The sequence below is a fragment of the Streptomyces sp. WM6378 genome (genome assembly GCF_001279695.1).
Classification (GTDB): domain Bacteria; phylum Actinomycetota; class Actinomycetes; order Streptomycetales; family Streptomycetaceae; genus Streptomyces.
Map to the genome: position 1 here is coordinate 130972 of NZ_LGDD01000306.1, position 22072 is coordinate 153043.

Consider the following 22072-nt stretch of genomic DNA (forward strand, 5'->3'; position numbering starts at 1 on the left):
CGCCCCTGAGGGGTGGGCGCAGACCATGCGCCGAGTTTCGGCTTTCCGTGTCGGCATATCCTGCCGCTTCACGTGAACAATGTGTGATGCCTGAGCGTCCGTCACCCCGTCTGATCCCCGTCTGATCCCCATCCAGTAACGACTTCCGTGCGCAATCACGGTCGGCCGGCTCCTCCGTGAGCAGAGGTGGATGGATCTTGATCGGCGCTCACACCTGCCACGATGCCGGAACGAAGGCAACCCCCCGACCTGGCCGTATGGTCGAGAATTTCACCGTACGGAGTCGTACTCGCTGAGCACATATCCGCTGTCGTACCCGCTGGGCGGGCTCGGAACTCAGGTTCCTCAGGCGGTTGCTGCCGCCTGGAGCGGCGCCAAGAACAGAAATACAGAACGATGACTCAGACCGTAGAAACACCCGTCCCCTCGCACTCCGCCGAGACGATGACGGGGGCTCAGTCCCTCGTCCGTTCTCTTGAGGAAGTGGGCGTCGAAATCGCGTTCGGGATCCCAGGTGGAGCGATCACCCCTGCGTACGACGCCCTCATGGATTCGACCAAGGTGCGTCACATTCTGGCGCGGCACGAACAGGGCGCGGGCCACGCCGCGACCGGCTACGCCCAGGCCACCGGGAAGGTCGGGGTCTGCATGGCGACGAGCGGCCCGGGAGCGACCAATCTGGTCACTCCGATTGCCGACGCCTATATGGATTCGGTTCCCATCGTGGCCATCACCGGGCAGGTGGCAAGTTCACTGATCGGCACGGACGCTTTCCAGGAAGCCGATATTTGCGGCATCACCATGCCCATAACCAAGCACAGCTTCCTCGTCTCGAATCCGGACGACATTCCCCGCGCGATCTTCGAGGCCTTCCACATCGCGTCCACCGGTCGGCCCGGGCCCGTCCTGGTCGACATCACCAAGGACGCGCTGCAGAAGGACACGGTCTTCCGGTGGCCGACGGAGCACCGACTGCCCGGCTACCGGCCCGTCACCAAGCCGCACGCCAGGCAGATCCACGAAGCCGCCCGCCTGATCGCCGAGGCCGAGCGGCCGGTGCTCTACGTCGGTGGCGGTGTGCTCAAGGCACGGGCGAGCGCCGAGCTGCAGGCTCTGGCGGAACTCGCCCGGATCCCCGTGACCACGACGCTCATGGGCATCGGAGCCTTCCCCGACAGCCATCCGCAACACCTGGGCATGCCCGGCATGCACGGGACGGTCGCCGCGGTGACGGCCCTTCAGAAGGCCGACCTGATCGTCGCCCTGGGCGCTCGGTTCGACGACCGGGTCACCGGCAGGCTCGACGGCTTCGCGCCGCACGCCGCGATCGTGCACGCCGACATCGATCCCGCCGAGATCGGCAAGAACCGTTTCGCGGACGTTCCGATCGTCGGAGACGCCCGTGAGGTGCTGACCGACCTCACCGCCGCCGTCCGGGACGTACTTCAGAGCGCGGAGGACCCCGAAAAGACCTGTGACTACGCGGCGTGGTGGGAGCAACTCGACCGCTGGCGCAGCACCTACCCGCTGGGCCACGAGCCGGCCCCTCCGGGCGAGCTCTCGCCCCAGCAGGTCATCCGGCGCATCGGCCAACTGACCGACGAGAACACGATCGTCGCGGCGGGAGTCGGCCAACACCAGATGTGGGCCTCGCAGTTCATCGCCTACGACAGGCCCTACACCTGGCTCAACTCCGGCGGCGCGGGCACGATGGGCTACGCGGTCCCGGCCGCGATGGGCGCCAAGGCGGGCAAGCCGGAGGCGGCGGTCTGGGCGATCGACGGTGACGGCTGCTTCCAGATGACCAACCAGGAACTGGTCACCTGCGCGCTCAACAACATCCCGATCAAGGTCGCGATCATCAACAACGGGGTCCTCGGCATGGTGCGCCAGTGGCAGACCCTGTTCTACGGGCAGCGGTACTCCAACACCGTGCTGCACTCCGGCGAAGCGCCCGACGAGCAACCCAACCGGGGTACCCGCGTCCCGGACTTCGTCAAGCTCGCCGAGGCCATGGGCTGCTACGCGCTGCGCTGCGAATCCCCCGACCAGCTCGACGCGACGATCGAGAAGGCGATGGCGATCAACGACGCCCCCGTCGTCATCGACTTCATCGTCCACGAGGACGCCATGGTCTGGCCGATGGTCGCCGCCGGCACCTCCAACGACGAAATCCTGGCCGCGCGCGACAGCCGTCCCGACTTCGGTGACGACGAGGAGTAGGAACGCCATGCAGAAGCACACACTCGTTGTCCGCGTCGAGAACAAGTCCGGTGCCCTCACGCGGATAGCCGGTCTCTTCTCCCGCCGGGCGTTCAACATCGACTCGCTGTCGGTGCGTCCCACCGACGAACCCGCCACCTCCGAGATGACGATCGTCGTCGATGTGGACGAACGCCCCCTGGAGCAGGTCATCCAGCAGCTCGACAAGCTGGTGAACGTCATCTCCATCCAAGAGCGGAGCGCATGAGCAAAGGCTGATGTCTACTACTACGATTACTCAGCCCCCGCCGGCGCAGACCCGTCGGCGAACTCCCCTGCCGGTGGCGTCTCGACCGGAGCACAACGGCCAGGTGGTACTGAGCGTCTCAGCGAGTGACCTGTCCAGTTGCCGCTTCCTCGTCTCGCCGCTGCTCGAGGCGCTGGCGGCGAGCGAAGTCCTGCGCGGACAGCACCCAGCCCTGCGCGGCCGGCTCCGGCACAGCCTGAAGTTCGGAAACCGGCACGCGCTCAACATCCCCCAGGCCGAAGTGCAGCACCGGATTCGGTTGACGGCAGGGCAGTTGCTCCGCCGGCAAGGGGCGGCGACCGGCCGTCAGGAGGCCGACTTCTCGGCGCTGGGGCCGCTGGAGGAGCCGGCCCGGGAGTTCTTCCAGGACTGCCTCGCCGACGACTGGCCCCGGATCAGGACCGCGCTGGAGTCCGATGTCGCGCTGCGCGCCCACAACCTGGCGGCGTTCGGAGTCCGCGAGGTCGTCGACAGCCTGCCCGGCCTCACCGTGCGAGAAGTGCGGGACGCGCCGGGACGCGCCGGGCGCGGGCTGATCCTGGTGCCCTCGGTCTTCCAGCGGACCCGGGTACTCCTGACGAACGAGTGGGGGACGGTCATCACCTACCCGGCGTCCGGACACCGCCGGCTCTGGGACGACAGCGAGGCGGTGGCCCCCACCCAGCTCGGCGCGCTGCTCGGCCGCGGTCGCGCGGCGGCGCTCCTCAACATCGGCGCGGGCTGCGGTACCACCGAACTCGCCGACCGGCTCGGCGTCAGCGCGGGCACCGCCTCCGTGCACGTGACCGCCCTGCGCAACGGCGGCCTCGTCGCCACCCATCGTGTCGGCAAGGCGGTCAACCACGTGCTGACGCCCGTCGGTTCGGCACTCATCACGGCGCAGCTCACCGCGGAGCCGACCATGCTCCCGCGGATGCGCTGACGCCGACGCGATCCGGCTCGGAGGTGGTGAGGGCGAACCAACTGTGGTGCCCGTCCCGGAAGGGGACGGGCACCACAGGCGACACCGGGATGCCTGCAGGGGTTCGTCGGACGGTGGTCAGCCGTTGATCAGGTGGTCGGTGCCGGGGACCAAGTGGCCCTGGTGCGGTGCCATGTCGTCCACGTTCACCGTCTTGATGATCCAGCGGCTCTGCAGCGCCTCGGGGTCGCCGACGTTGAGGACCTCCTTGGCGTGGATCGTGTGGTTGTTGTACGTGATCACGAAGTCGCCGGGCTCGATGAAGACCCGCCGCTTGAGGGAGTGCAGGGTTTCGGCGACCTTGGGGACGATGGCCTTGGCGGCTTCGGTGACCCCCACGGTCCGGTTCTCGAAGAACCGCAGGTCTTCCGGGCCCCGGCCGCCGATGATCGGGTGCATGTCCGCTTCCCCGAGCTGAACCCGTCCGCCACCCATGGTGCTCAGGTCGTCGAAGGGGGTGTAGAACTCGCTGGAGCGCAGCAGCGTCAGCTCTTCCTCGGTGAAGGCGGCGATGACGTCGATGTTCCGTACGAACGAGGTGTAGACCTCGTTCACGGGATTGCTGCGCATACCGACCATGTACACCTGGTCGGGCCGCACGAAGTGGTTGGCGAGGTCCTTGTGGAAGTGGATCTGCTTGAGCGCCTTCTGCGACTGGCTGCCCTGCAGATGCCGCTGCGGGTAGATGTCCTGGAAGACATCGCCGTCGTTGACGTTGACGTACCCGATGGCCGGGGTGTTCGCGAGCTGGGCGAACAGCGCGAGGAACCCCTCGGCGACGAACGTCTTCTTCAGCTCGTACTTGGAACGCACGGGCTGGTCGAAGTCGAACACCGGGACATCACGGTCGTGAGGGACGTTCTTCAGGACTACTACCGGCTCGGCGGTACGGTCGCGGGTGGCCAGCGAGTCGACGTAAGCACGGAAACGCTCCGGGATCACGCCCTCGGCGATGAGCCGGCCGACCTGGAAGCGATGCGCCTCGTAAAGGCGGTAAGGGTTGGCGGTGAGGCTGTCGAGCGAAGACTCCAGGGCCTCGCGCTCCGCATCCGTGAACGTGAACTCTGGAGCGATGGTCCAGTTGGCTCCGGCAGCAGCTTCAACAGTCATTAACGCTCCTTGTGAAATTCCCTCATCGATGACGCAGGGAATGCTTTCGTTCGATGCAGGGCCGGATTACGAGTTCGGCGCTGCGACAAGGGCAGTCAACTCTCGTCTTTTCGCTGTGTCCATGTATTTGAGGCAGAGTCAAAATCATCATTCGGGTTCCGGCGAAGTGGCGGGGAATTACCGGAATGACCGGTTTAATCTCGGGGCGGAGCTTCGGTGCCCGGCCGGGCAGTAGGCCCAGGTGTGATCCGAGCCACCTGTGATTGATCTTCCCGGCAGTGGACTGCTAGCGTCTGAAACCGGCGAGCCGAAAAAGCTTGCAGGTGGGGGGCGTACAAGGCCATCAGCCGGAAAGCCGCCCCGCATCCCCCTTTTTTGCCGTGGCGCAGAACAGCGACAATTCTCGATTCAGCTGCCCGGCATATGCACTTTTGTGGAAGCCGTCGATTTCCTGGTCAACGGCCGACCGCAGGCCTTTCGAGAAGATCGAGAACCACATGTCGCTGACCGCAAGTCGACCAAGGATGAGGTCGCGCACCTTTGGTGTCGTGGGCACCGCGTACCTGAGCCTTTTCATGGTGTCCGCGGACAATTCCATCATCAACACCGCGGTACCGAGAATATCGGCGTCATTGCGGGCGGGGACGCCGGACGTGCAGTTCGCGATCGACGCGTACATGCTGGTCTTCGCCTCGTCGCTGATCATCGCGGGCAGCGTCGTCGACCGCGTGGGTGCGCGTCGTTCGTACGCCGTGGGCGTCAGCGCCTTCACGGCCGCCTCGCTCCTCGGAGCGTTCGTGCCCTCGGTGTCGATGTTGGTGCTGTCCCGCGCGGGCATGGGCATCGGCGCGGCGTTCATCGTGCCGAGCATCTTCAAGCTGTTCGCCAACGAACTGACCGACAGCGGCAGACGGCGCGTGCTCGCGCTGTGGCCGGCCGTCGTCGGTCTCGGCGTGGCCGTCGGCCCGGTGCTCGGCGGCCTGCTGCTGACCCGGTTCTGGTACGGATCGATCTTCCTGATCAACGTGCCGGTCGGTGCGATCGCCCTGATCGGCACCGCCACCCTCGTCCGGCGCCGGAAACCCGAGCCCGTCACGAGGCGCCCCGACCCCGTCGGAGCGGTGCTGCTCCTCATAGGTGTCGCGGTGTTCGCTTCGGCGATCATCTTCGCCGTCGACGACCGGCTCCCCGGCTGGCTGCGGTTCGGCCTCGGCGCCGCCGGTCTGCTGACGCTGATCGGGTACACCGTCCACGAACGGCGCACCGACCGGCCGCTGTTCGACCTCGGCTACTTCCGGACGCGTACGTTCACCGGCGCCGTCGTGGCCATGTCCGGACTGTTCTTCGCCCTGTTCGGCACGGTGTTCCTGGCCGGTCAGTTCACCCAGTACGGCTTGGGCTGGAGCCCCTTGCAGGCCGGTGCCGGCCTGCTCCCGCTCGCGGTGGGGCTGACCATCGCCTCGCTGTCCTGCGTCGCGGTCACCGCGCGCATCGGGCCGAAGGCCACCGTGGCCACCGGGCTCGGCCTCGGTGCGCTCGGCTGCGCGCTGTGCGCCATGGCCGCCGCCGATCTTCGCTATCCGCTGCTCGCCGCGGGGCTGCTGTGCTGCGGGCTCGGCATGGGGCTGTCCGTCGGACCCGCGTTGACGCTGATCGTCACCAGTCTGCGACCGGCCGACGCGGGCGTCGGGTCCTCCGTGAACGCCATGTTCCAGCAGATCTGGGGCGCCGGGGGCGTCGCGGTGATGGGCCTGGTGTTCTCGACGGGCTACGCGAAGCACGTCGAGTCGGCGCCCGGTCTGCCCGCTTCGGCCGGCTCGGTGAGTGAGGGCTACGACCTGCTCGCCCACGGGTCCGGGCGGGCCGCGACGTGGTTCGCCGACGGTGTGAGCTCCGGCCTGCTCGCCGCCTGGATCACCGGCGCCGCGGTGGCGTCCCTCGCCGTCATCGCCGTCCTGGTGATCCTGCCCACCACCACGAGTACCTCTGCCATTCCCCGCTCGCGAAAGGTCAACGCCTGATGACTTCGGAAACCGGCGGCACGCTGTATGCCGCGATCGCCGCGCACGCGGTCGACCGTCCCCAGAAGGTCGCGTTGTCCCGTGGCGAGCACAAGCTGAGTTACCGCGAACTCGCGGCGGCCGCCGACACCTTGGCCGCGCGCCTGCGCGAGCTCGGCGTCGGGGCGGAGAACGTCGTGGTCATCGACCTGCCGGTCGGCTTCGACACCATCGTCGCGATGGCCGCGGTCGGCCAGGTCGGCGCGGCCTTCACCCTGCTGGAGCCGGATCTGCCGGACAGCCGCAAGCAGTTGATCGTCGACGACTGCGGCCCGGCCGCGCTGATCACCGAATTGGGACCGACGCGTGGCCCGCGACCGGGGCTGCCCTTGGACGAACGGCTGGTCCGGCGCACCTCGCCCGCCGCGTACGTCGCCTACACGTCGGGGTCGACCGGGGTCCCCAAGGGAGCCGTCGTCGAGCAGGCCGCCCTGGCGAACCACGTCCTGCGCACCATCGACTGGTACGGCCTGACATCGGACGACACCCGACTGCTCTTCTCCTCGATCGCGTTCGACCTCGCGCTCGAACAGATCTGCACGTCGATGGTGGCCGGCTGTGAACTCGTCTTCCGGGACGAGGCGTTCGTGTACGGCGGAGCCGAGGACTTCCTGCACCACTGCCGTCGGCTCGGTGTGACCGTGCTGAGCCTGCCGACGGGCGTGTTCAACAGGTTCGGCGCCGAGCTGGCCGAGTCGGCCGGGCACACCGCACCGGACCTGCGCCTGGTGATGGCCGGCGGCGAGGCCCCGACCCAGAGCGCGGTGGCCGCCTGGGCGAGCATCGCACCGGGAGGCACCCGCGTGGTGAACGGGTACGGTCCGACCGAGACGGCCGTCGTCGTCTGCTACCGGGACCTGCTGCCCGGCGACGCCATCGCGATCGGGGCACCGATCGACGGCGTCCGGTTCCTTCTCGAACCCCTCGGTGAAGACGGCGACGCATCCGGTCTCGTCATCCAGGGCGTCGCGGTCGGTCGCGGCTACCTGGGGCAGGCGGCGTCGTCCCCGGCGTTCTGCCTGCTCGACGGCGAGTGGTCCTACCGCACCGGCGACGTGGCCACCGCGAAGGGCGACGGCGGCTACGACCTGCACGGCCGCTTCGACGCGCAGGTCAAGGTCAACGGCGGTTTCCGGGTGGAACCCGGTGAGATCGTCTCCCGGCTCCTGTCCGTCGACTTCGTCGTCGACGCGGTGGTCGTGCCGTTCGACACCGCCGGCGGCCGGCTCCTCGCCGCGTACGTCCGGCTCGACAAGAGCCTCGCGCCGCCATCGGATCCCGAGGCCGCGATCGTGCGGCGGCTCGCGGCTGCCCTGCCCGACTACATGGTGCCCTCGCGGGTCACCGTCCTCGACGAGTTCCCGCTGACATCGCGCGGCAAGGTCGACCGGGCGGCGCTGCTCGACCGGGCGAAGACCCTGCCGGGCACGGACGTCGAGGACGACGCCGATCCGACGGACGTGCCCGCACAACTGCGCCGGGCCTGGCGACAGGTCCTCGGCGCCCCGCCCGAGAACGAGTCGACGAGCTTCTTCGCGGCCGGCGGCAACTCGGTCAGGGCGATCGAGCTGATCACCGAGGTGCGCGGCAGGCTGAACGTGGGCCTGCGCGCCGCCGAGCTCTACCGGACACCCCAATTCGACGCGCTGGCACGCCTCTTGGCCGATCGGCGTGACGGGATTCCGACCGCCCACCACACCACCGGCACCACCCTTGTCCGGATGCGTCCGGCGGGACAGGACCGGCTGTGGGTCTTTCTGCCACCACTGTCCGGCGCGGTCACCCGCTACGCGTCACTGTCCAGGCTGCTGCCCGCCGACGACACCGTGTGGGCCATGGAAACGCCTCCCGAGTTGTCCGGCAAGGGCATGGCGGCGCTCGCCGACGGACTCGCCGAGGTCCTCCTGGCGGGCGGCGTCGAACGGTTCGGCACCATCTGCGTGTCCGGGTTCTCGCTGGGCGGCGTCTTCGGCTACGAGGTCGCCCGCCGGCTGCACGACCGCTGCGGCGACGCGGTGCGGGCCCTGCTCATCGACCCGCCGGACCCCGGCGCCCACCGCGTCCGCGTGGAGGACGCCTTCGACATCTTCGTCCGTGTCGGCTGGTCGATCACCGCCCCCGCCCAGCGGTTTGTGGACGAGCACGGCGGGTTCGACCTGGCCGCGGTCACCGCGGCGGCCAAGGACGCGGGAACCCTGGCGCGGGACGCCGGCCAGCAGGAGATCGAGGACGCCTGGGCGGTGTACGAATCGAACGCACGGGTCCTGGACGGCTTGCTGCTGAGCCCGCCCGACGGGCTGCGGGTGCGCATCCTGCAGGGCGACACCGGTGGCCAGATCGACTACGCCCGCCGCGGGCCGACCACCGTCACGGCCGGCGGCGGCAAGCCGTGGACACGCGGACACGCCATCGGTCAGTGGCGGGACGTCCTGCCGGACGACGCCGTGGACAAGCTGCCGGTCGACCACTTCGCCCTGCTCGAATCGCCCAACGACGAACTGGTCCGGGACTGGCTCGACGCCCAGGCCCGCCGCTGACCCACACGGTGCGCGGCCGCCGGGACCCTGCGCAGCCGTTCGGTGCCGGCCCGGCGAACCGGGCCGGCACCGAACGGGATCCGGCAGCGCGTGATCAGCGGGTCATCAGGGGTTGCCGGCGGGCGGCCGGGAGAGGTGCCGGGGGGACGATCGGGCACTAGGTTGACGGGGCAGAAATCTTTCGGCACCGCACCGAGTGATGGGGGAGAGCATGTCCATGCTTAAAGGAGCCAATGTTCCGGTGCCTGCGCACTCGGTACGTGTCGAACTGGCCTGGCGGTCCGGTCCCGGCGTCCCCGACGTCGACGCCTCGGCCCTTCTGCTGACCGAAGGGCGGGTCCGCTCGGACGCCGACTTCGTCTTCTACAACCAGCCCACCCACTCCTCGGGAGCCGTGCGCCACGAAGGCAAGCGGTCCGGGCCCGACGCGGTGACGGACACCCTGTTCATCGACCTCGCGCAGGTGGAACCGGCCGTCGAACGCGTGGTGCTCGCCGCCTCCGCCGACGGCGGAACCTTCGGCCGCGTCCCCGGCCTCGGCATCCGTGTCCTGGACGCGGCCACCGGCGCGGAGCTCGCGCGCTTCGACAGCCGGGACGCCACCGTGGAGACCGCCTTCATCCTCGGCGAGCTCTACCGCCGCCAGGGCGCCTGGAAGTTCCGCGCCGTCGGCCAGGGCTACGACAGCGGACTCGAAGGCCTCGCAACGGACTTCGGGATCACCGTCGACAAGCCGCAGCAGCCGCCCGCCGTGTCACCCGCACAGGCGCCCTTCACGCCGACGCCGCCTCCCGCCCCGGCCGCCTACACCCCACCCCCGGCCCCGGTGTGGCCCGAGCCGGCCGCCCAGATTCCGGCGCCCCCGACCGCTCCGCCGTTGACGCCGCCGTCACCTGTGCGCCTGTCCAAAGTCACCCTCACCAAGGACGCACCCAGGGTCTCGCTCGCCAAACAGGGCGGCACTTCGGGTGCGATGCGGGTCAATCTCAACTGGCAGAGCCGCAAGCAATTCAGCGGCTGGGGCGCCAAGTTGGGGCGCGCCGCCGCCAACCACTCCGATCTCGACCTCGACCTGTGCGCCCTGTACGAGCTCTCCGACGGCCGCAAGGGCGTGGTCCAGGCCCTGGGCAACGCCTTCGGCGCGCTCCACCAGCCTCCGTACGTCCACCTCGACGGCGACGACCGCACCGGCGCCGTCGAAACAGGTGAGAACCTCACCGTCAATCTCGACCAGAAGGACAAGTTCCGCCGCCTGCTGATCTTCGTCACCATCTATGAGGGCGCCCGCAGCTTCGCCGACCTGCACGCCACGGTGACCCTCCAGCCGCAGTTCGGCGCGCCGATCGAGTTCTTCCTCGACGAGTGCACCGTCCCGTCCACGGTCTGCGCGCTCGCCCTGATCACCAACAACAACGGCGACCTGGTCGTCCAGCGCGAGGCCCGCTACCTGGTGCCCGCGCGCGGCGTCAGCCCGCAGCGCACCATCGACCAGGCCTACGGCTGGGGCATGAACTGGACGCCCGGCCGCAAGTAGCCCGCGTCACCGCTGCTCGGGTGCGGCCTCGGGCCGGGCGTAGGTGCGGCCCTTCCAGGCCGCGCCCCGCCCCCGGTAGTGCTGCACCGCCGAGTCGACCGTCATCAGCAGGTAGAGCAGCGCCGTGAACGGCAGCGCCGGGGCGAGCACGAGCGGCTGGCGGTAGTGGCGGAGCATCGGCAGATACGTTCCGGTCATCACCAGCCAGGCCGCCCCGCCCGCCCACACGGCCCCGGCACTCCCGGTGGCCAGGCCCGCGACGAAGGTGACCGGCGGCGCCAGATAGACCAGCGCCAGACCCGCGACCGTGCCGAGCAGCACCAGCGGGCTGTGCCGCAACTGCGCGTACGCACTGCGCGAGACCATCCGCCAGAGGTCCGCGAGGCGCGGATAGGGGCGCACGCTGTCGACCCGGTCCGCGAGGCCCAGCCAGACCCGCCCGCCGGACCCGCGCACCGCGCGCGCCACGGACACGTCGTCGATCACCGCCTGGCGCACCGCGTCCGGAATCCCGGCCCGTTCCGCGGCCTGAGTACGCAGGAGGACGCAACCGCCCGCCGCTGCCGTGGCGCGCGGCCTGCGGGCATTGATCCAGCGGAACGGATACAGCTGCGCGAAGAAGTACACGAACGCCGGGACGATCAAACGCTCCCAGCCGCTGGCCACCCGCAGCCGCGCCATCTGCGACACCAGGTCGAAGCCGCCGCCGCGCGCCGCCGCGACCAGCTCCCGCAGGCTGTCCGGCCCGTGCGCGATGTCGGCGTCGGTGAGCAGGAGGTACTCCGGCTCATGTGCCCGCGCGAGCGCGATGCCGTGGCGCAGCGCCCACAGTTTGCCGGTCCAGCCCGCCTCCGGCTCACCCGGCGAGACCACGCTCAGCGGCAGACCGCCGTGCCGCTCGGCGAGCGAACGGGCGAGCTCACCGGTGCCGTCCGAGCTCCCGTCGTCCACCAGGAAGATCTCCGCGCGGCCGGGGTAGTCCTGCGCGAGCAGCGACGGCAGGCTCAGCGGCAGCACCTCCGCCTCGTCGCGGGCCGGCACCACCACCGCGACATCCGGCCAATGTTCGAGTGCCGCCCTGGGCGGCAGCCGCTGGTCGGTGCGCCAGAAGAAGCCCTGCCCGAGCAGCAGCCAGAGCCAGACGACCAGGGACACCAGGGCGATCCATGCAAGGGCGCTCATCCGCCGCAGTCTGCCCCACATCCCGTGCTCCACACGGGACCTCGGCCGGATTCGCCGGGGCCCGTCGACTATGGTGACCGGGTGAAGATCGCGCTCATGGACTCCGGAATCGGCCTGCTCGCCGCGGCCGCCGCGGTACGTCGGCTACGGCCCGACGCCGAACTCGTGATCTCGAACGACCCGGACGGCATGCCCTGGGGCCCGCGCACGCCCGAAGGCGTCACCGAGCGAGCCCTCGCCGTGGCCAGGGCCGCCGCGGCCCTCGAACCGGACGCCCTGGTCATCGCCTGCAACACCGCGTCCGTGCACGCCCTGCCCGCGATCCGCGCCGCCCTGGAACCGCGGATCCCGGTGATCGGCACCGTCCCCGCGATCAAGCCCGCCGCGGCCGGCGGGGAACCCTTCGCGATCTGGGCGACCCCGGCCACCACCGGCAGCCCGTACCAGCGCGGCCTGATCCGCGAATTCGCCGACGGCGTGCACGTCACCGCGGTGCCCTGCCCCGGCCTCGCCGAGGCCGTCGAGCACGCCGACGACGCCGCGATCGACCGGGCCGTCGCCGTGGCCGCCGCCCTCACGCCGCCGGAGGTAAGGACCGTCGTCCTGGGCTGCACCCATTACGAGCTGGTCGCCGAACGCATCCGTACGGCCCTGCGCCCGGACGGCGGCCCGCTCACCTTCTTCGGCAGCGCCGAGGCCGTGGCCGCCCAGGGCCTGCGCCGGGCCGGGATCCTGCCGGCACCGGAAGCCCCCCAGGTCGGAGGCCTGACCGTGCTGCTCAGCGGCCGCACCGGCACCCTGCCCGACGTCGCCCTCGCCTACCCCGAAGGCCGCCTGCTACAGGCCGTCAGCCCTGCTCGCTGAGCGCTGAACAGTGCCGTGGCAGCGGAACCTGAGTACGCTGCTACCCATGAGGGAACCGTCCCCGGAGTACCCCACGCCCCCCGAGTCCCAGCACGGATCCGGTGCCGCCGAGCAGGCGCCAGAGGTCTGGACCGGCCGGGCGACCAACCGCGTCCAGTGGCTGCTCGCAGCGGGCGGCGCGGCCTGTATCGCGCTCGGAGTCGAGCTCGCCGTCGACTCGAACTGGACGTCCGGCATCGCGCCGCTCCTGATGTCCGTCGTCGGCTGTCTGGCGGCCGGGATCCTGGTGCTCTTCGGGACCCTCGCCTTCGTCCACGTATCGGTGAAGGTCGACGGCGACTGCCTGGAAGTGCGCTGCGGCCACATCGGGCTGCCGCGCCGCACCATCCCTCTCGACCACGTCGTCGGAGCCGACTTCGTGCCGCGCGTCACCCCGCGCCAGTGGGGCGGCTGGGGCTACCGCTGGCGGCCCGAGATCGGCACCGCAGTGGTCGTGCGCCGCGGCGAGGGCGTGGCGCTCAAGCTCGGCGACGGACGCGTCTTCACCGTCACCGTGGACGACGCCGAAGCGGCGGTGCGGGTCATCCGTGACCGGCTGCGGCTGCTCGGCACCGCCAAGCCCGTCGAGGCCTGACCCTCCGCGCCGGGTCCCTTGAGACCGGACTCCCCGGTACACAGCCACCCGCCGTAGACTCCGCCGGGTGAGCACCACCGAAACCCCCACAACCGAGCCGGAACAGCTCGGACCGCAGCCTGCCGCACCCTCGCGGCTGCGGGGACTGCTGAACCGTCTCGCCCGGCCCGCCGTGGCCGCGCTGGCTGGGGTGCTCCTGTACCTGAGCTTCCCGCCGAGGCCCCTGTGGTGGCTGGCGCTGCCCGCGTTCGCCGTCCTCGGCTGGGTCCTGCGCGGCCGCGGCTGGAAGGCGGGTCTCGGCCTCGGCTACCTCTTCGGCCTCGGCTTCCTGCTCCCGCTCCTTGTGTGGACCGGTGTGGAGGTAGGTCCAGGGCCCTGGCTGGGGCTCGCCGCCATCGAGGCGCTGTTCATCGGAGCGGCCGCAGCGGGTATGGCGGTGGTCTCCAGGCTTCCGCTGTGGCCTGTGTGGTCGGCCACCATGTGGATCGCCGCCGAGGCGGCCCGCGCCCGCGCGCCGTTCGGCGGCTTCCCCTGGGGCAAGGTCGCCTTCGGACAGGCCGACGGCACCTTCCTGCCGCTTGCCGCCCTGGGCGGCACCCCCGTACTCGGCTTCGCCGTGGTGTTGTGCGGTTTCGGCCTGTACGAATGTGTCCGCCAAGCGCTCCGGCTGAGGAGCACCGGGAGCGTCCGCAAGGGAGCGGCGGCGGCCGCGCTGCTCACGGTCGTCGTGCCGGTCGCGGCGTCCTTCGGCGCCCGAGGCCTGGTCAGCGACTCCGCCGAGGACGGCACCGCGACCGTCGCCGTCATCCAGGGCAACGTGCCCCGCCTCGGCCTCGACTTCAACTCCCAGCGCCGGGCCGTGCTCGACTACCACGTACGCGAGACGCTGCGGCTCGCCGACCAGGTCAGGGCCGGCAAGGAGCCGCAGCCCGACTTCGTCCTGTGGCCGGAGAACTCCTCCGACGTCGACCCCTTCGTGGACGACGACGCCCGCGCCGTCATCGACCAGGCCGCCAAGGCCATAGGCGCACCCATCTCGGTCGGCGCCGTCGTCGGCGGCTACGGCACCAAGCTCTACAACGAGCAGGTCCAGTGGGATCCCAAGCTGGGCCCCGTCGCGACGTACGACAAGCGGCAGATCCAGCCGTTCGGCGAGTACATCCCGCTGCGCGGACTCATCGGCACCTTCGCCCCCGGCTACACCTCGATGGTGCGCGAGGACTTCAACCGCGGCACCAAGCCGGGCCTGTTCACCATGGCCGGCACCAAGGTCGGCATCGCCACCTGTTACGAGGCGGCCTTCGACTGGGCGGTGCGCGACACCGTCACCGCGGGCGCCCAGCTGATCTCCGTGCCGAGCAACAACGCCACCTTCGACCGCAGCGAGATGACCTACCAGCAGCTCGCCATGTCACGGGTGCGGGCGGTCGAGCACAGCAGGACCGTCACCGTCCCGGTCACCAGCGGCGTCAGCGCCGTGATCATGCCCGACGGCAAGGTCGTGCAGAAGACCGCCATGTTCACCCCGGCCTCCCTCGTCGCCAAGGTGCCGCTGCGCTCCTCGCAGACGCCCGCCACCAAGCTGGGCACGCTGCCTGAGTGGGCGCTCGTCGCGGCCGCCGCCGCGGGCCTGGCCTGGGCGACCACCCGGTCCGTGCGGGGGCGGCGCGGCACCGGTAACTGACTGGCCGGTTCCGGCCGGCCGGTTAGGGTCGGGGCATGGCAACTCCCGACTTCATTCAAGACATCCGGGCCCTCGCCGGACATCAGCTGCTCCTGCTGCCCGGTGTGAGCGCGATCGTCTTCGACGACGAGGGCCGGGTCCTGCTCGGCCGCCGGGCGGACAACGGCAAGTGGTCGACGATCGGCGGCATTCCCGAGCCGGGGGAGGAGCCCGCCCACACCGCGGTGCGCGAGGTGTACGAGGAGACCGGCGTACGGTGCGTCGCCGAGCGGGTGGTCCTGGTGGAGGCAGGGCACAGCACCATCACCTACCCCAACGGCGACCAGTGCCAGTTTTTGGACATCACCTTCCGCTGCCGGGCCATCGGAGGCGAGGCCCGTGTCAACGACGAGGAGTCCCTCGAAGTGGGCTGGTTCGCCATGGACGCACTGCCGGCGCTCAGCGAGTTCGCGCTGTTCCGCATCAAGCAGGCGCAGTCGGACAGCCCCACATGGTTCCAGCCCAGCACTGGGCTCTGAACTATGTGCGCTGACCACATGGGTGGGTGAGGGGCGGGCTGCCTAGGGTCGGGAGCATGACCGCGCCCCTCGCCCCCGCGCCCCTCCCGCACTCCGTTTCCGTCGACTTGGGCGGACGCACCGCGCTCGTCACCGGCGCCGCGGGCGGCATCGGCCGGGCCTGCGCCCTGCGGCTCGCCGCGGCCGGAGCCAAGGTCAAGGCGGTGGACCGGGACGCGGCAGGGCTCGAAGATCTCACTGCTCAGGCCGCCGGGCTCAGCGGCGCCGTGGAGCCGCTCGTCCTCGATCTGACCGACCTCGACGCCGCCGAACAGGCCGCCGCCGGAACGGACATCCTGGTGAACAACGCCGGGCTCCAACTGGTCCGCCCCATCGAGGAGTTCCCGCCCGAGGTCTTCCACACCGTCCTCACCGTGATGCTGGAAGCCCCGTTCCGGCTGATCAGAGGCGCGCTCCCGCACATGTACGGGCAGGAATGGGGCCGCATCGTCAACCTGTCGTCGGTGCACGGCCTGCGGGCCTCGGCGTTCAAGTCGGCCTATGTGTCCGCCAAACACGGCCTCGAAGGCCTCTCCAAAACAGCCGCCCTCGAAGGCGCCCCACATGGAGTCACCTCGAACTGCGTCAACCCCGGATATGTGCGTACGCCCCTGGTGGAACGGCAGATCGCCGACCAGGCGACGGCGCACGGCATCCCCGAGGAGCGCGTGCTCACCGAGGTGCTCCTCAAGGACGCGGCACTCAAGCGGCTCGTCGAACCCCACGAGGTCGCCGAAGCGGTCGCCTATCTCTGCACCCCGCAGGCCTCCTTCATCACCGGCACCTCGCTCGCCCTGGACGGCGGCTGGACCGCGCACTGAGCGTCGGCGACCGCCGTACTCGCGCTTGTTCTGCACCCCTCAAGAGTTGTCCACAGGCCTGGCGAGGCCGACCGTCCGGCAGGTATCCCTGTGACCATGTCCCACGATCAAGCGCATCCCCACGACCACCCCGAAGCCCCCTACCTGGAATTTCTCGCGCGGGGCGCACCGGCCGAGGCGTACGACCGCCCGGCGCTCCTGGCCCGCGCCGACGGCGCGCCACCCGAGGCGCTCGCCGCCCTGGACGCCGCGAGACAACTCGCCCTGCGCGTACGGGCCGACCTCGAAGGACGCAGACGCCGCGAGGCCGAACTGTCCGCCCTGTTCGAGACCGCCCACGACCTCGCGGGCCTGCGTGACCTGGACGCCGTGCTGCGCGCCATCGTGCAGCGGGCCCGCTCGCTGCTCGGCACGGAGGTCGCCTACCTCAGCCTCAACGACCGTGCGGCGGGCGACACTTACATGCGCGTCACCGAAGGGTCGGTGGCCGCCCGCTTCCAGCAGCTGCGCCTCGGCATGGGCGAAGGGCTCGGCGGGCTCGTCGCGCAGACCGCCCGCCCGTACGTCACCTCCAGCTACTTCGACGACGAACGCTTCCAGCACACCAGCGCCATCGACACCGGCGTGCGAGACGAGGGACTCGTCGCCATCCTCGGGGTGCCGCTGATGCTCGGCAGCACCGTCATCGGGGTGCTCTTCGCGGCCGACCGCCACCCGCGGGTCTTCGCACGCGAGGAGATCGCCCTGCTCGGCTCCTTCGCCGCGCACGCCGCCGTCGCCATCGACACCGCCAACCTCCTGGCCGAAACCCGCTCTGCGCTGGCCGAGTTGGAGAAGGCCAACGAGACCATCCGAGACCACAGCGCGGTCCTTGAACGGGCGTCCGAGGTCCACGACCGGCTCACCGAACTGGTGCTGCGCGGCGGCGGAGTCCACGACGTGGCCGACGCGGTGTCCGAAGTCCTCGACGGGACGGTCGAGTTCGCCGACGCAGACTCGGCCCACACCGCGGTCCTCCGCCTCAGCGGCACCGACGGCCACGCGCTGCGCCACGGCGAGGACTGGCTCGCCGGAGTCTCGGCCGGAGGCGAGCTCCTGGGCGCCCTCGTCCTGCACGGCCAGCCGGGCCTCGACCCCGTCGACCGGCGCACCCTGGAGCGGGCCGCCCTGGTCACCTCACTCCTGCTGCTCGCCCGGCGTTCGGCCGGCGAGGCCGAACAGCGCGTGCGGGGCGAGCTGTTGGACGACCTCCTGGACGCGCCGGGCCGCGACCCCCGCCTGCTGCGCGAACGCGCCGCCAGGCTGCGGGCCGACCTCGACGCCCCGCACGTGGTGCTCGCCGCCCGCATCGACGGCCTCGACCCGGGCACCGCCGCCCGCCGCACCGCGGACCGCCGGCGCATCGGCTCCGCCGCCGCGTACCTGGCCGCGACCCGGCACGGTCTGGCCTCGACCCGCGACGGCGGTACGGTGCTGCTCCTTCCGCTGGGCCCGGGCGACACCCCGGCCGAGATCGCCCGGCAGACGGCGAAACAGCTGAGCACCGCCCTCCACGAGCCCGTCACGGTCGGCGCGTCCGCCGCCGTCGGGGCCCCCGCCGCGACACCCGCCGCGGTCGCCACCGCGTACGCCGAGGCCCGCCGTTGCCTGGAGGCGCTACGCCTGCTCGGCCGCGCCGGCGAGGGAGCCGCCGCCCAGGACCTCGGATTCCTCGGGCTGCTGCTCGCGGACACCCAGGACATCGGCGGGTTCGTCGACCGCACGATCGGCGCGGTCGTGGCGTACGACAGGAAACGCAGAAGCGACCTGGTCCGCACCCTCGACGCGTACTTCGCGAACGGCATGAGCCCGGCCCGCATCAAGGAGCACCTGCACGTCCATGTGAACACGGTGGCCCAGCGCCTCGAACGGATCGGCCGCCTCCTCGGCCCCGACTGGCAGACACCCGCCCGCGCCCTGGAAATCCAGCTGGCCCTGCGCCTCCATGTGGCGGCGCCGGCCATAACGCCCTGAAGGGTGGGGCAGCACCACACTGTCACCCCACCCAACTCCCGCCAAACATCAGGCAGTTCGGGCATCCACCCCGCGTGCAGATGTGGCGGGAGCACCCTGTCCAGCACTGTCAATGCATTGCAGATCCCTCTCCCGCGTCTCCTTCGCACACCCGACGGCGACCACGGTGAGCAGCACGGCCGCGATGACGTACAGCGCGATCGGCGTCGACGTGCCGTAGTCGGAGAGCAGCGCCGTGGCGATCAGCGGCGCGGGCGCACCGGCCGCCACGGAGGAGAACTGCGCGCCGATCGAAGCCCCCGAATACCGCATCCGGGTCGCGAACATCTCCGAGAAGAACGCCGCCTGCGGCGCGTACATCGCCCCGTGGAACACCAGGCCGACGGTGACGGCGAGGATCAGGTTCGCGAAGCTGCCGGTGTCGATCAGCGTGAAGAACGGGAACATCCAGGCGCCGACGCCGAGGGCGCCGATCAGATACACCGGCCTGCGCCCGATCCGGTCCGAAAGGGCGCCCCACGCCGGGATCACCACGAAGTGCACGGCGGAGGCGATGAGCACGGAGTTGAGCGCGGTCTGCTTGGCCATTCCGGCCGAGGTGGTCGCGTACACCAGGATGAAAGCGGTGATCACGTAGTAGCTGATGTTCTCCGCCATCCGGGCCCCCATGGCGACCAGGACATCGCGCCAGTGGTCCCGCAGCACCGCGACGAGCGGCAGCTTCTCGGTGACGCTGTCCGCCTCGCGGGCCTCGGCCTGCGCCAACGCGGCCTTGAACACCGGTGATTCATCGACCGAAAGCCGGATCCACAGGCCGACGAGCACCAGCACACCCGACAGCAGGAACGGTATGCGCCAGCCCCATGCCGTGAACGCGTCATCGCTCAGCAGCGCGGTGAGCGCGGAGAGGACCCCGGCGGCCAGCAACTGGCCCGCGGGGGCGCCGGTCTGGGGCCACGAGGACCAGAACCCGCGCCGCCGGGCGTCCCCGTGCTCCGACACGAGCAGCACGGCCCCGCCCCACTCGCCGCCCAGCGCGAACCCCTGCACCAGACGCAACGCCGTGAGCAGCACGGGAGCCGCGGCCCCCACCGTGGCGTGGGTGGGCAGAAGGCCGATGCCGAGGGTGGCCCCGCCCATCATGAGCAGGCTCACCACGAGCAGCTTCTTACGACCGAGCCGGTCCCCGAAGTGCCCGAACACGAGCGCCCCGAGCGGCCGCGCCGCGAAACCCACGGCGTGGGTGAGAAAGGAGAGCAGCGTGCCGACGAGCGGGGCGGACTCGGGGAAGAACAGCTTGTTGAACACGAGCGCGGCGGCGGACCCGTACAGGAAGAAGTCGTACCACTCGATGGTGGTGCCGATCAGGCTGGCGGCGACGATGCGCTTGAGGTTGGTGGCGGGCGGGGGAGCGGTTGCAGAGGCGGCCATGGGTACCACTTCCGGGCGGTGGGCGGGGACGATACGTGTTGCCACACCGTAGGAATGTGCTGGTCAGCCGAGTATGTGGTGGGGCACCACACTTCGGAGGCAGGCTATGCAGGGAGCCACTATGAGGGGCTGTGGCGGGCGTCGCCAAGGCGGCCGACGGCTCCTGGACGCCGGATGGGAAGGCCACCGGATTTGGTGCAGTTTGAGGGTGCGGGGCTGACCCCCGTGCTGGTTTGGTGCTGACTCACAGGTAGGCGGAAGCGTCTTGTGTGGTCCAGGCAGTCCAGGTCAGCGGCGTCCACGCCGCGGTGGCGACCGGCAGGCGAATACTGCTCCGTACCCCATCGTGCTGACCCGGTTGCGCTGGGATCCGCGCACTCAGGCGTATTACGAGCGGTGTGTGCGGGGCCGCTGGACCTTCAGGCACCCGGCGGCCCCTTTGGCATGCCGGGCAAGGCAGTTCGCCACGGCGGGGAGCCGAGGAGTCCGGTCTCGGGCGTGCTCTACGGGGCGAGGCCGAACAACTGGGTCCAGTACGTTCCTGCCCGGCCGCCCCCGGCGTAGCCGACCCCGATGTGGCTGAAGTCCGTCTTGAGGATGTTGGCCCGGTGGCCCGGGCTGTTCATCCAGCCTTGGACCACCTCCGCGGCGGTGCGCTGCCCGCAGGCTATGTTCTCGCCGATGCCGCGGTGCGTGCAGCCCGCCGCTCTGGCACGGTCCCATGGTGCGAGCCCTTCGGGAGAGGTGTGGGAGTAGAAGCCGCGGGTCGCCATGTCCGCGCTGTACGCCTGCGCGACCGAGGACAGTCCCGGATCGGCGGCGAGGGGCCGGAGCCCGGCCGCTGCCCGCTCGGCGTTGGTGAGGGCGACGACCTCGGATGCCGTGCGGGCGAGCCCGTCCGGGGTGAGGGGCCTGGCCCACAGCGCTGTCCAATAGGCGTCGCCGCCGCGGTCGTCAGAGCTCCGGGCGATCCCGGCCGACGTGAGAGCGGGGTCCAGTACGGGACGCCGGGTCGCGGGGCTGCTGAGGCAGTACGCGAGGAAATCCGTGGGTGTCCGAGGGCCGGAGACCAGGTGCTCGGCGATGGTGAGATAGGCGAACCCCTGGGCGGTGACACGCTGGTAGACCGAGGCGCCGTCGGGACTCTCCACGCTCAGCCGGCCCTGGCCCGCCATGGCGCTGGCATGGGCCTGGGCCGCGGCGGTGAGCCGTGCGTCCGGGGCCACCGGCGGGACACCGGAGCGAGCCCGCTCGGCGTTGACCAGTGCGGTGAAGTCGCCCGTCAGAGCGTCCCGTCCCGTTGCGGGTTCCGGAGCATCGTCGGATATGTCCACGCCGAAGTCGCGGGCGATGCCGGCCAGGCCGTCCGCGTATCCCTGGCCCAGCGCACGCACCTTCCATGCGGTGCCGCGACGGTAGATCTCCGCGAGGAGAAGGACGGTTTCGTGGACCGGTTTCGGCGGGGTGAACCGTGCGCAGATCGCTCCGCTGCCGCTGGTGAGGGACATGACGGGAGCGGGCAGCCGCCCCAGCACTGTTCCTGCCTCGGCGGGGCTGACGACCACGGTCACTCGGCTGGCCCCCGGCCGTAGCCGGGCGGGTTCCAAGGTGATGACGTTGGCGTCCAGCCGTGTGCCTGGTGCGGACGGCTGGTTGTAGAAGACGAAGTCCGTGTCGCCGCTGACCTGCCCGGTGTCATCAGTGATGAGGAGCGACAGGTCGAAGGGGCCGGGGACGCTGATCTTCAGGACGCCGTCCGGGAGCGGCTGATTGCCTCCGGGGACCAACTCGGCCATCGCCACCACCTGTTCACGGCCCGCGTCACCTGGGCGCGCTGAGCGCCTGCTGGTGAGAGAACGCCGATGGGGGAGGGGCCGGTTCCCGAAGTCGGGATTCTCGGGTGGCCGGGAACCGGGAGACCGCCTCCGCGACCGCGGCTATCACGCGACCAAGATGTTCTTCTTCACCCCGGGCGGCATCGAGGAACTCCTCTTCGCCAACGCCCTGCCGCCCGAGCCGTGCGTGGCTCCGCCCATCCGGCAGCTCAGCGTCGCCGAGCCCTCGACGGAGCTGATGGAGCGTTACGCCACGGAGAACCTCCCCGACCCCAGCCAGTCCGGCTGGAAGCCCTGCGGATATCTCACGGTCAGGTGATCAATCCTTACGGGATTCCGG

General features: G+C 70.5%; 17 protein-coding genes and 1 pseudogene. 13 read left to right on the forward strand and 5 right to left on the reverse strand.

What is annotated here, in order from left to right; genetic code table 11:
- The first annotated feature begins 300 nt into the window (after positions 1 to 300).
- The 3 genes and pseudogenes from ADK54_RS28375 (at position 301) to ADK54_RS28385 (ending at position 3431) form a co-directional block, all read left to right on the forward strand.
- Positions 301 to 2223, forward strand: a complete 1923-nt coding sequence (locus ADK54_RS28375; protein ID WP_420717419.1) for an acetolactate synthase large subunit — start codon at positions 301 to 303, stop codon at positions 2221 to 2223.
- Positions 2224 to 2230: 7 nt separating this feature from the next.
- A pseudogene (gene ilvN, locus ADK54_RS28380) lies at positions 2231 to 2458 on the forward strand (acetolactate synthase small subunit); the annotation flags it as partial.
- 85 nt (positions 2459 to 2543) lie between these two features.
- Positions 2544 to 3431, forward strand: a complete 888-nt coding sequence (locus tag ADK54_RS28385; protein WP_159047919.1) for an ArsR/SmtB family transcription factor — start codon at positions 2544 to 2546, stop codon at positions 3429 to 3431.
- A gap of 117 nt (positions 3432 to 3548) precedes the next feature.
- Here the strand turns inward: ADK54_RS28385 and ADK54_RS28390 are convergent, their stop codons facing one another.
- Both ADK54_RS28390 and ADK54_RS47750 read right to left on the reverse strand, forming a co-directional pair.
- Positions 3549 to 4580 (reverse strand): hypothetical protein, encoded by a 1032-nt coding sequence (locus ADK54_RS28390; protein WP_053728580.1) that lies wholly within the window; start codon positions 4578 to 4580, stop codon positions 3549 to 3551.
- A gap of 343 nt (positions 4581 to 4923) precedes the next feature.
- Positions 4924 to 5286 (reverse strand): hypothetical protein, encoded by a 363-nt coding sequence (locus ADK54_RS47750; protein ID WP_234392243.1) that lies wholly within the window; start codon positions 5284 to 5286, stop codon positions 4924 to 4926.
- On the opposite strand from ADK54_RS47750, the gene ADK54_RS28400 reads away from it, so the two are divergent.
- From ADK54_RS28400 to ADK54_RS28410, 3 genes are all read left to right on the forward strand, one after another.
- Positions 5201 to 6601, forward strand: a complete 1401-nt coding sequence (locus tag ADK54_RS28400) for an MFS transporter (protein WP_234392240.1) — start codon at positions 5201 to 5203, stop codon at positions 6599 to 6601. The genes ADK54_RS47750 and ADK54_RS28400 overlap by 86 nt on opposite strands.
- The gene (locus ADK54_RS28405) at positions 6601 to 9177 is read left to right on the forward strand and encodes an AMP-binding protein (RefSeq protein WP_053728583.1); all 2577 of its coding nucleotides are present in this window, start codon (positions 6601 to 6603) and stop codon (positions 9175 to 9177) included. Before ADK54_RS28400 ends, ADK54_RS28405 begins: the two co-directional genes overlap by 1 nt.
- Positions 9178 to 9376: 199 nt before the next feature.
- The gene (locus tag ADK54_RS28410) at positions 9377 to 10711 is read left to right on the forward strand and encodes a TerD family protein (protein ID WP_078966698.1); all 1335 of its coding nucleotides are present in this window, start codon (positions 9377 to 9379) and stop codon (positions 10709 to 10711) included.
- 6 nt (positions 10712 to 10717) lie between these two features.
- Here ADK54_RS28410 and ADK54_RS28415 read toward each other — a convergent pair whose 3' ends face one another.
- Complete coding sequence (locus tag ADK54_RS28415) at positions 10718 to 11893, reverse strand: glycosyltransferase (RefSeq protein ID WP_053728675.1); 1176 nt, start codon at positions 11891 to 11893, stop codon at positions 10718 to 10720.
- Between the two features lie 81 nt (positions 11894 to 11974).
- Here ADK54_RS28415 and ADK54_RS28420 point away from each other — a divergent pair, with 81 nt between their 5' ends.
- The 6 genes from ADK54_RS28420 (at position 11975) to ADK54_RS28445 (ending at position 18466) form a co-directional block, all read left to right on the forward strand.
- The gene (locus ADK54_RS28420) at positions 11975 to 12757 is read left to right on the forward strand and encodes a glutamate racemase (protein ID WP_053728585.1); all 783 of its coding nucleotides are present in this window, start codon (positions 11975 to 11977) and stop codon (positions 12755 to 12757) included.
- A 46-nt stretch (positions 12758 to 12803) separates the two neighbouring features.
- Positions 12804 to 13391: a hypothetical protein gene (locus tag ADK54_RS28425; RefSeq protein ID WP_053728586.1), complete on the forward strand. Its 588-nt coding sequence runs from the start codon at positions 12804 to 12806 to the stop codon at positions 13389 to 13391.
- Positions 13392 to 13458: 67 nt separating this feature from the next.
- Complete coding sequence (lnt, locus tag ADK54_RS28430) at positions 13459 to 15075, forward strand: apolipoprotein N-acyltransferase (protein WP_053728587.1); 1617 nt, start codon at positions 13459 to 13461, stop codon at positions 15073 to 15075.
- Positions 15076 to 15110: 35 nt separating this feature from the next.
- On the forward strand, positions 15111 to 15593 hold the full coding sequence (locus tag ADK54_RS28435) for an NUDIX hydrolase (protein ID WP_053728588.1): 483 nt from the start codon (positions 15111 to 15113) through the stop codon (positions 15591 to 15593).
- A gap of 56 nt (positions 15594 to 15649) precedes the next feature.
- A complete protein-coding gene (locus tag ADK54_RS28440) occupies positions 15650 to 16453 on the forward strand; it encodes a 3-hydroxybutyrate dehydrogenase (RefSeq protein ID WP_053728589.1) in 804 nt (267 codons plus the stop codon).
- A gap of 96 nt (positions 16454 to 16549) precedes the next feature.
- A complete protein-coding gene (locus ADK54_RS28445; protein WP_078966714.1) occupies positions 16550 to 18466 on the forward strand; it encodes a helix-turn-helix domain-containing protein in 1917 nt (638 codons plus the stop codon).
- 48 nt (positions 18467 to 18514) lie between these two features.
- Here the strand turns inward: ADK54_RS28445 and ADK54_RS28450 are convergent, their stop codons facing one another.
- Both ADK54_RS28450 and ADK54_RS28455 read right to left on the reverse strand, forming a co-directional pair.
- The gene (locus ADK54_RS28450) at positions 18515 to 19897 is read right to left on the reverse strand and encodes an MFS transporter (protein ID WP_053728591.1); all 1383 of its coding nucleotides are present in this window, start codon (positions 19895 to 19897) and stop codon (positions 18515 to 18517) included.
- 503 nt (positions 19898 to 20400) lie between these two features.
- Entirely contained in the window at positions 20401 to 21693 is a 1293-nt protein-coding gene (locus tag ADK54_RS28455; RefSeq protein ID WP_053728592.1) for a CAP domain-containing protein, read from the reverse strand.
- A gap of 157 nt (positions 21694 to 21850) precedes the next feature.
- Here ADK54_RS28455 and ADK54_RS28460 point away from each other — a divergent pair, with 157 nt between their 5' ends.
- On the forward strand, positions 21851 to 22051 hold the full coding sequence (locus ADK54_RS28460) for a hypothetical protein (protein WP_159047922.1): 201 nt from the start codon (positions 21851 to 21853) through the stop codon (positions 22049 to 22051).
- Positions 22052 to 22072: the final 21 nt, after the last annotated feature.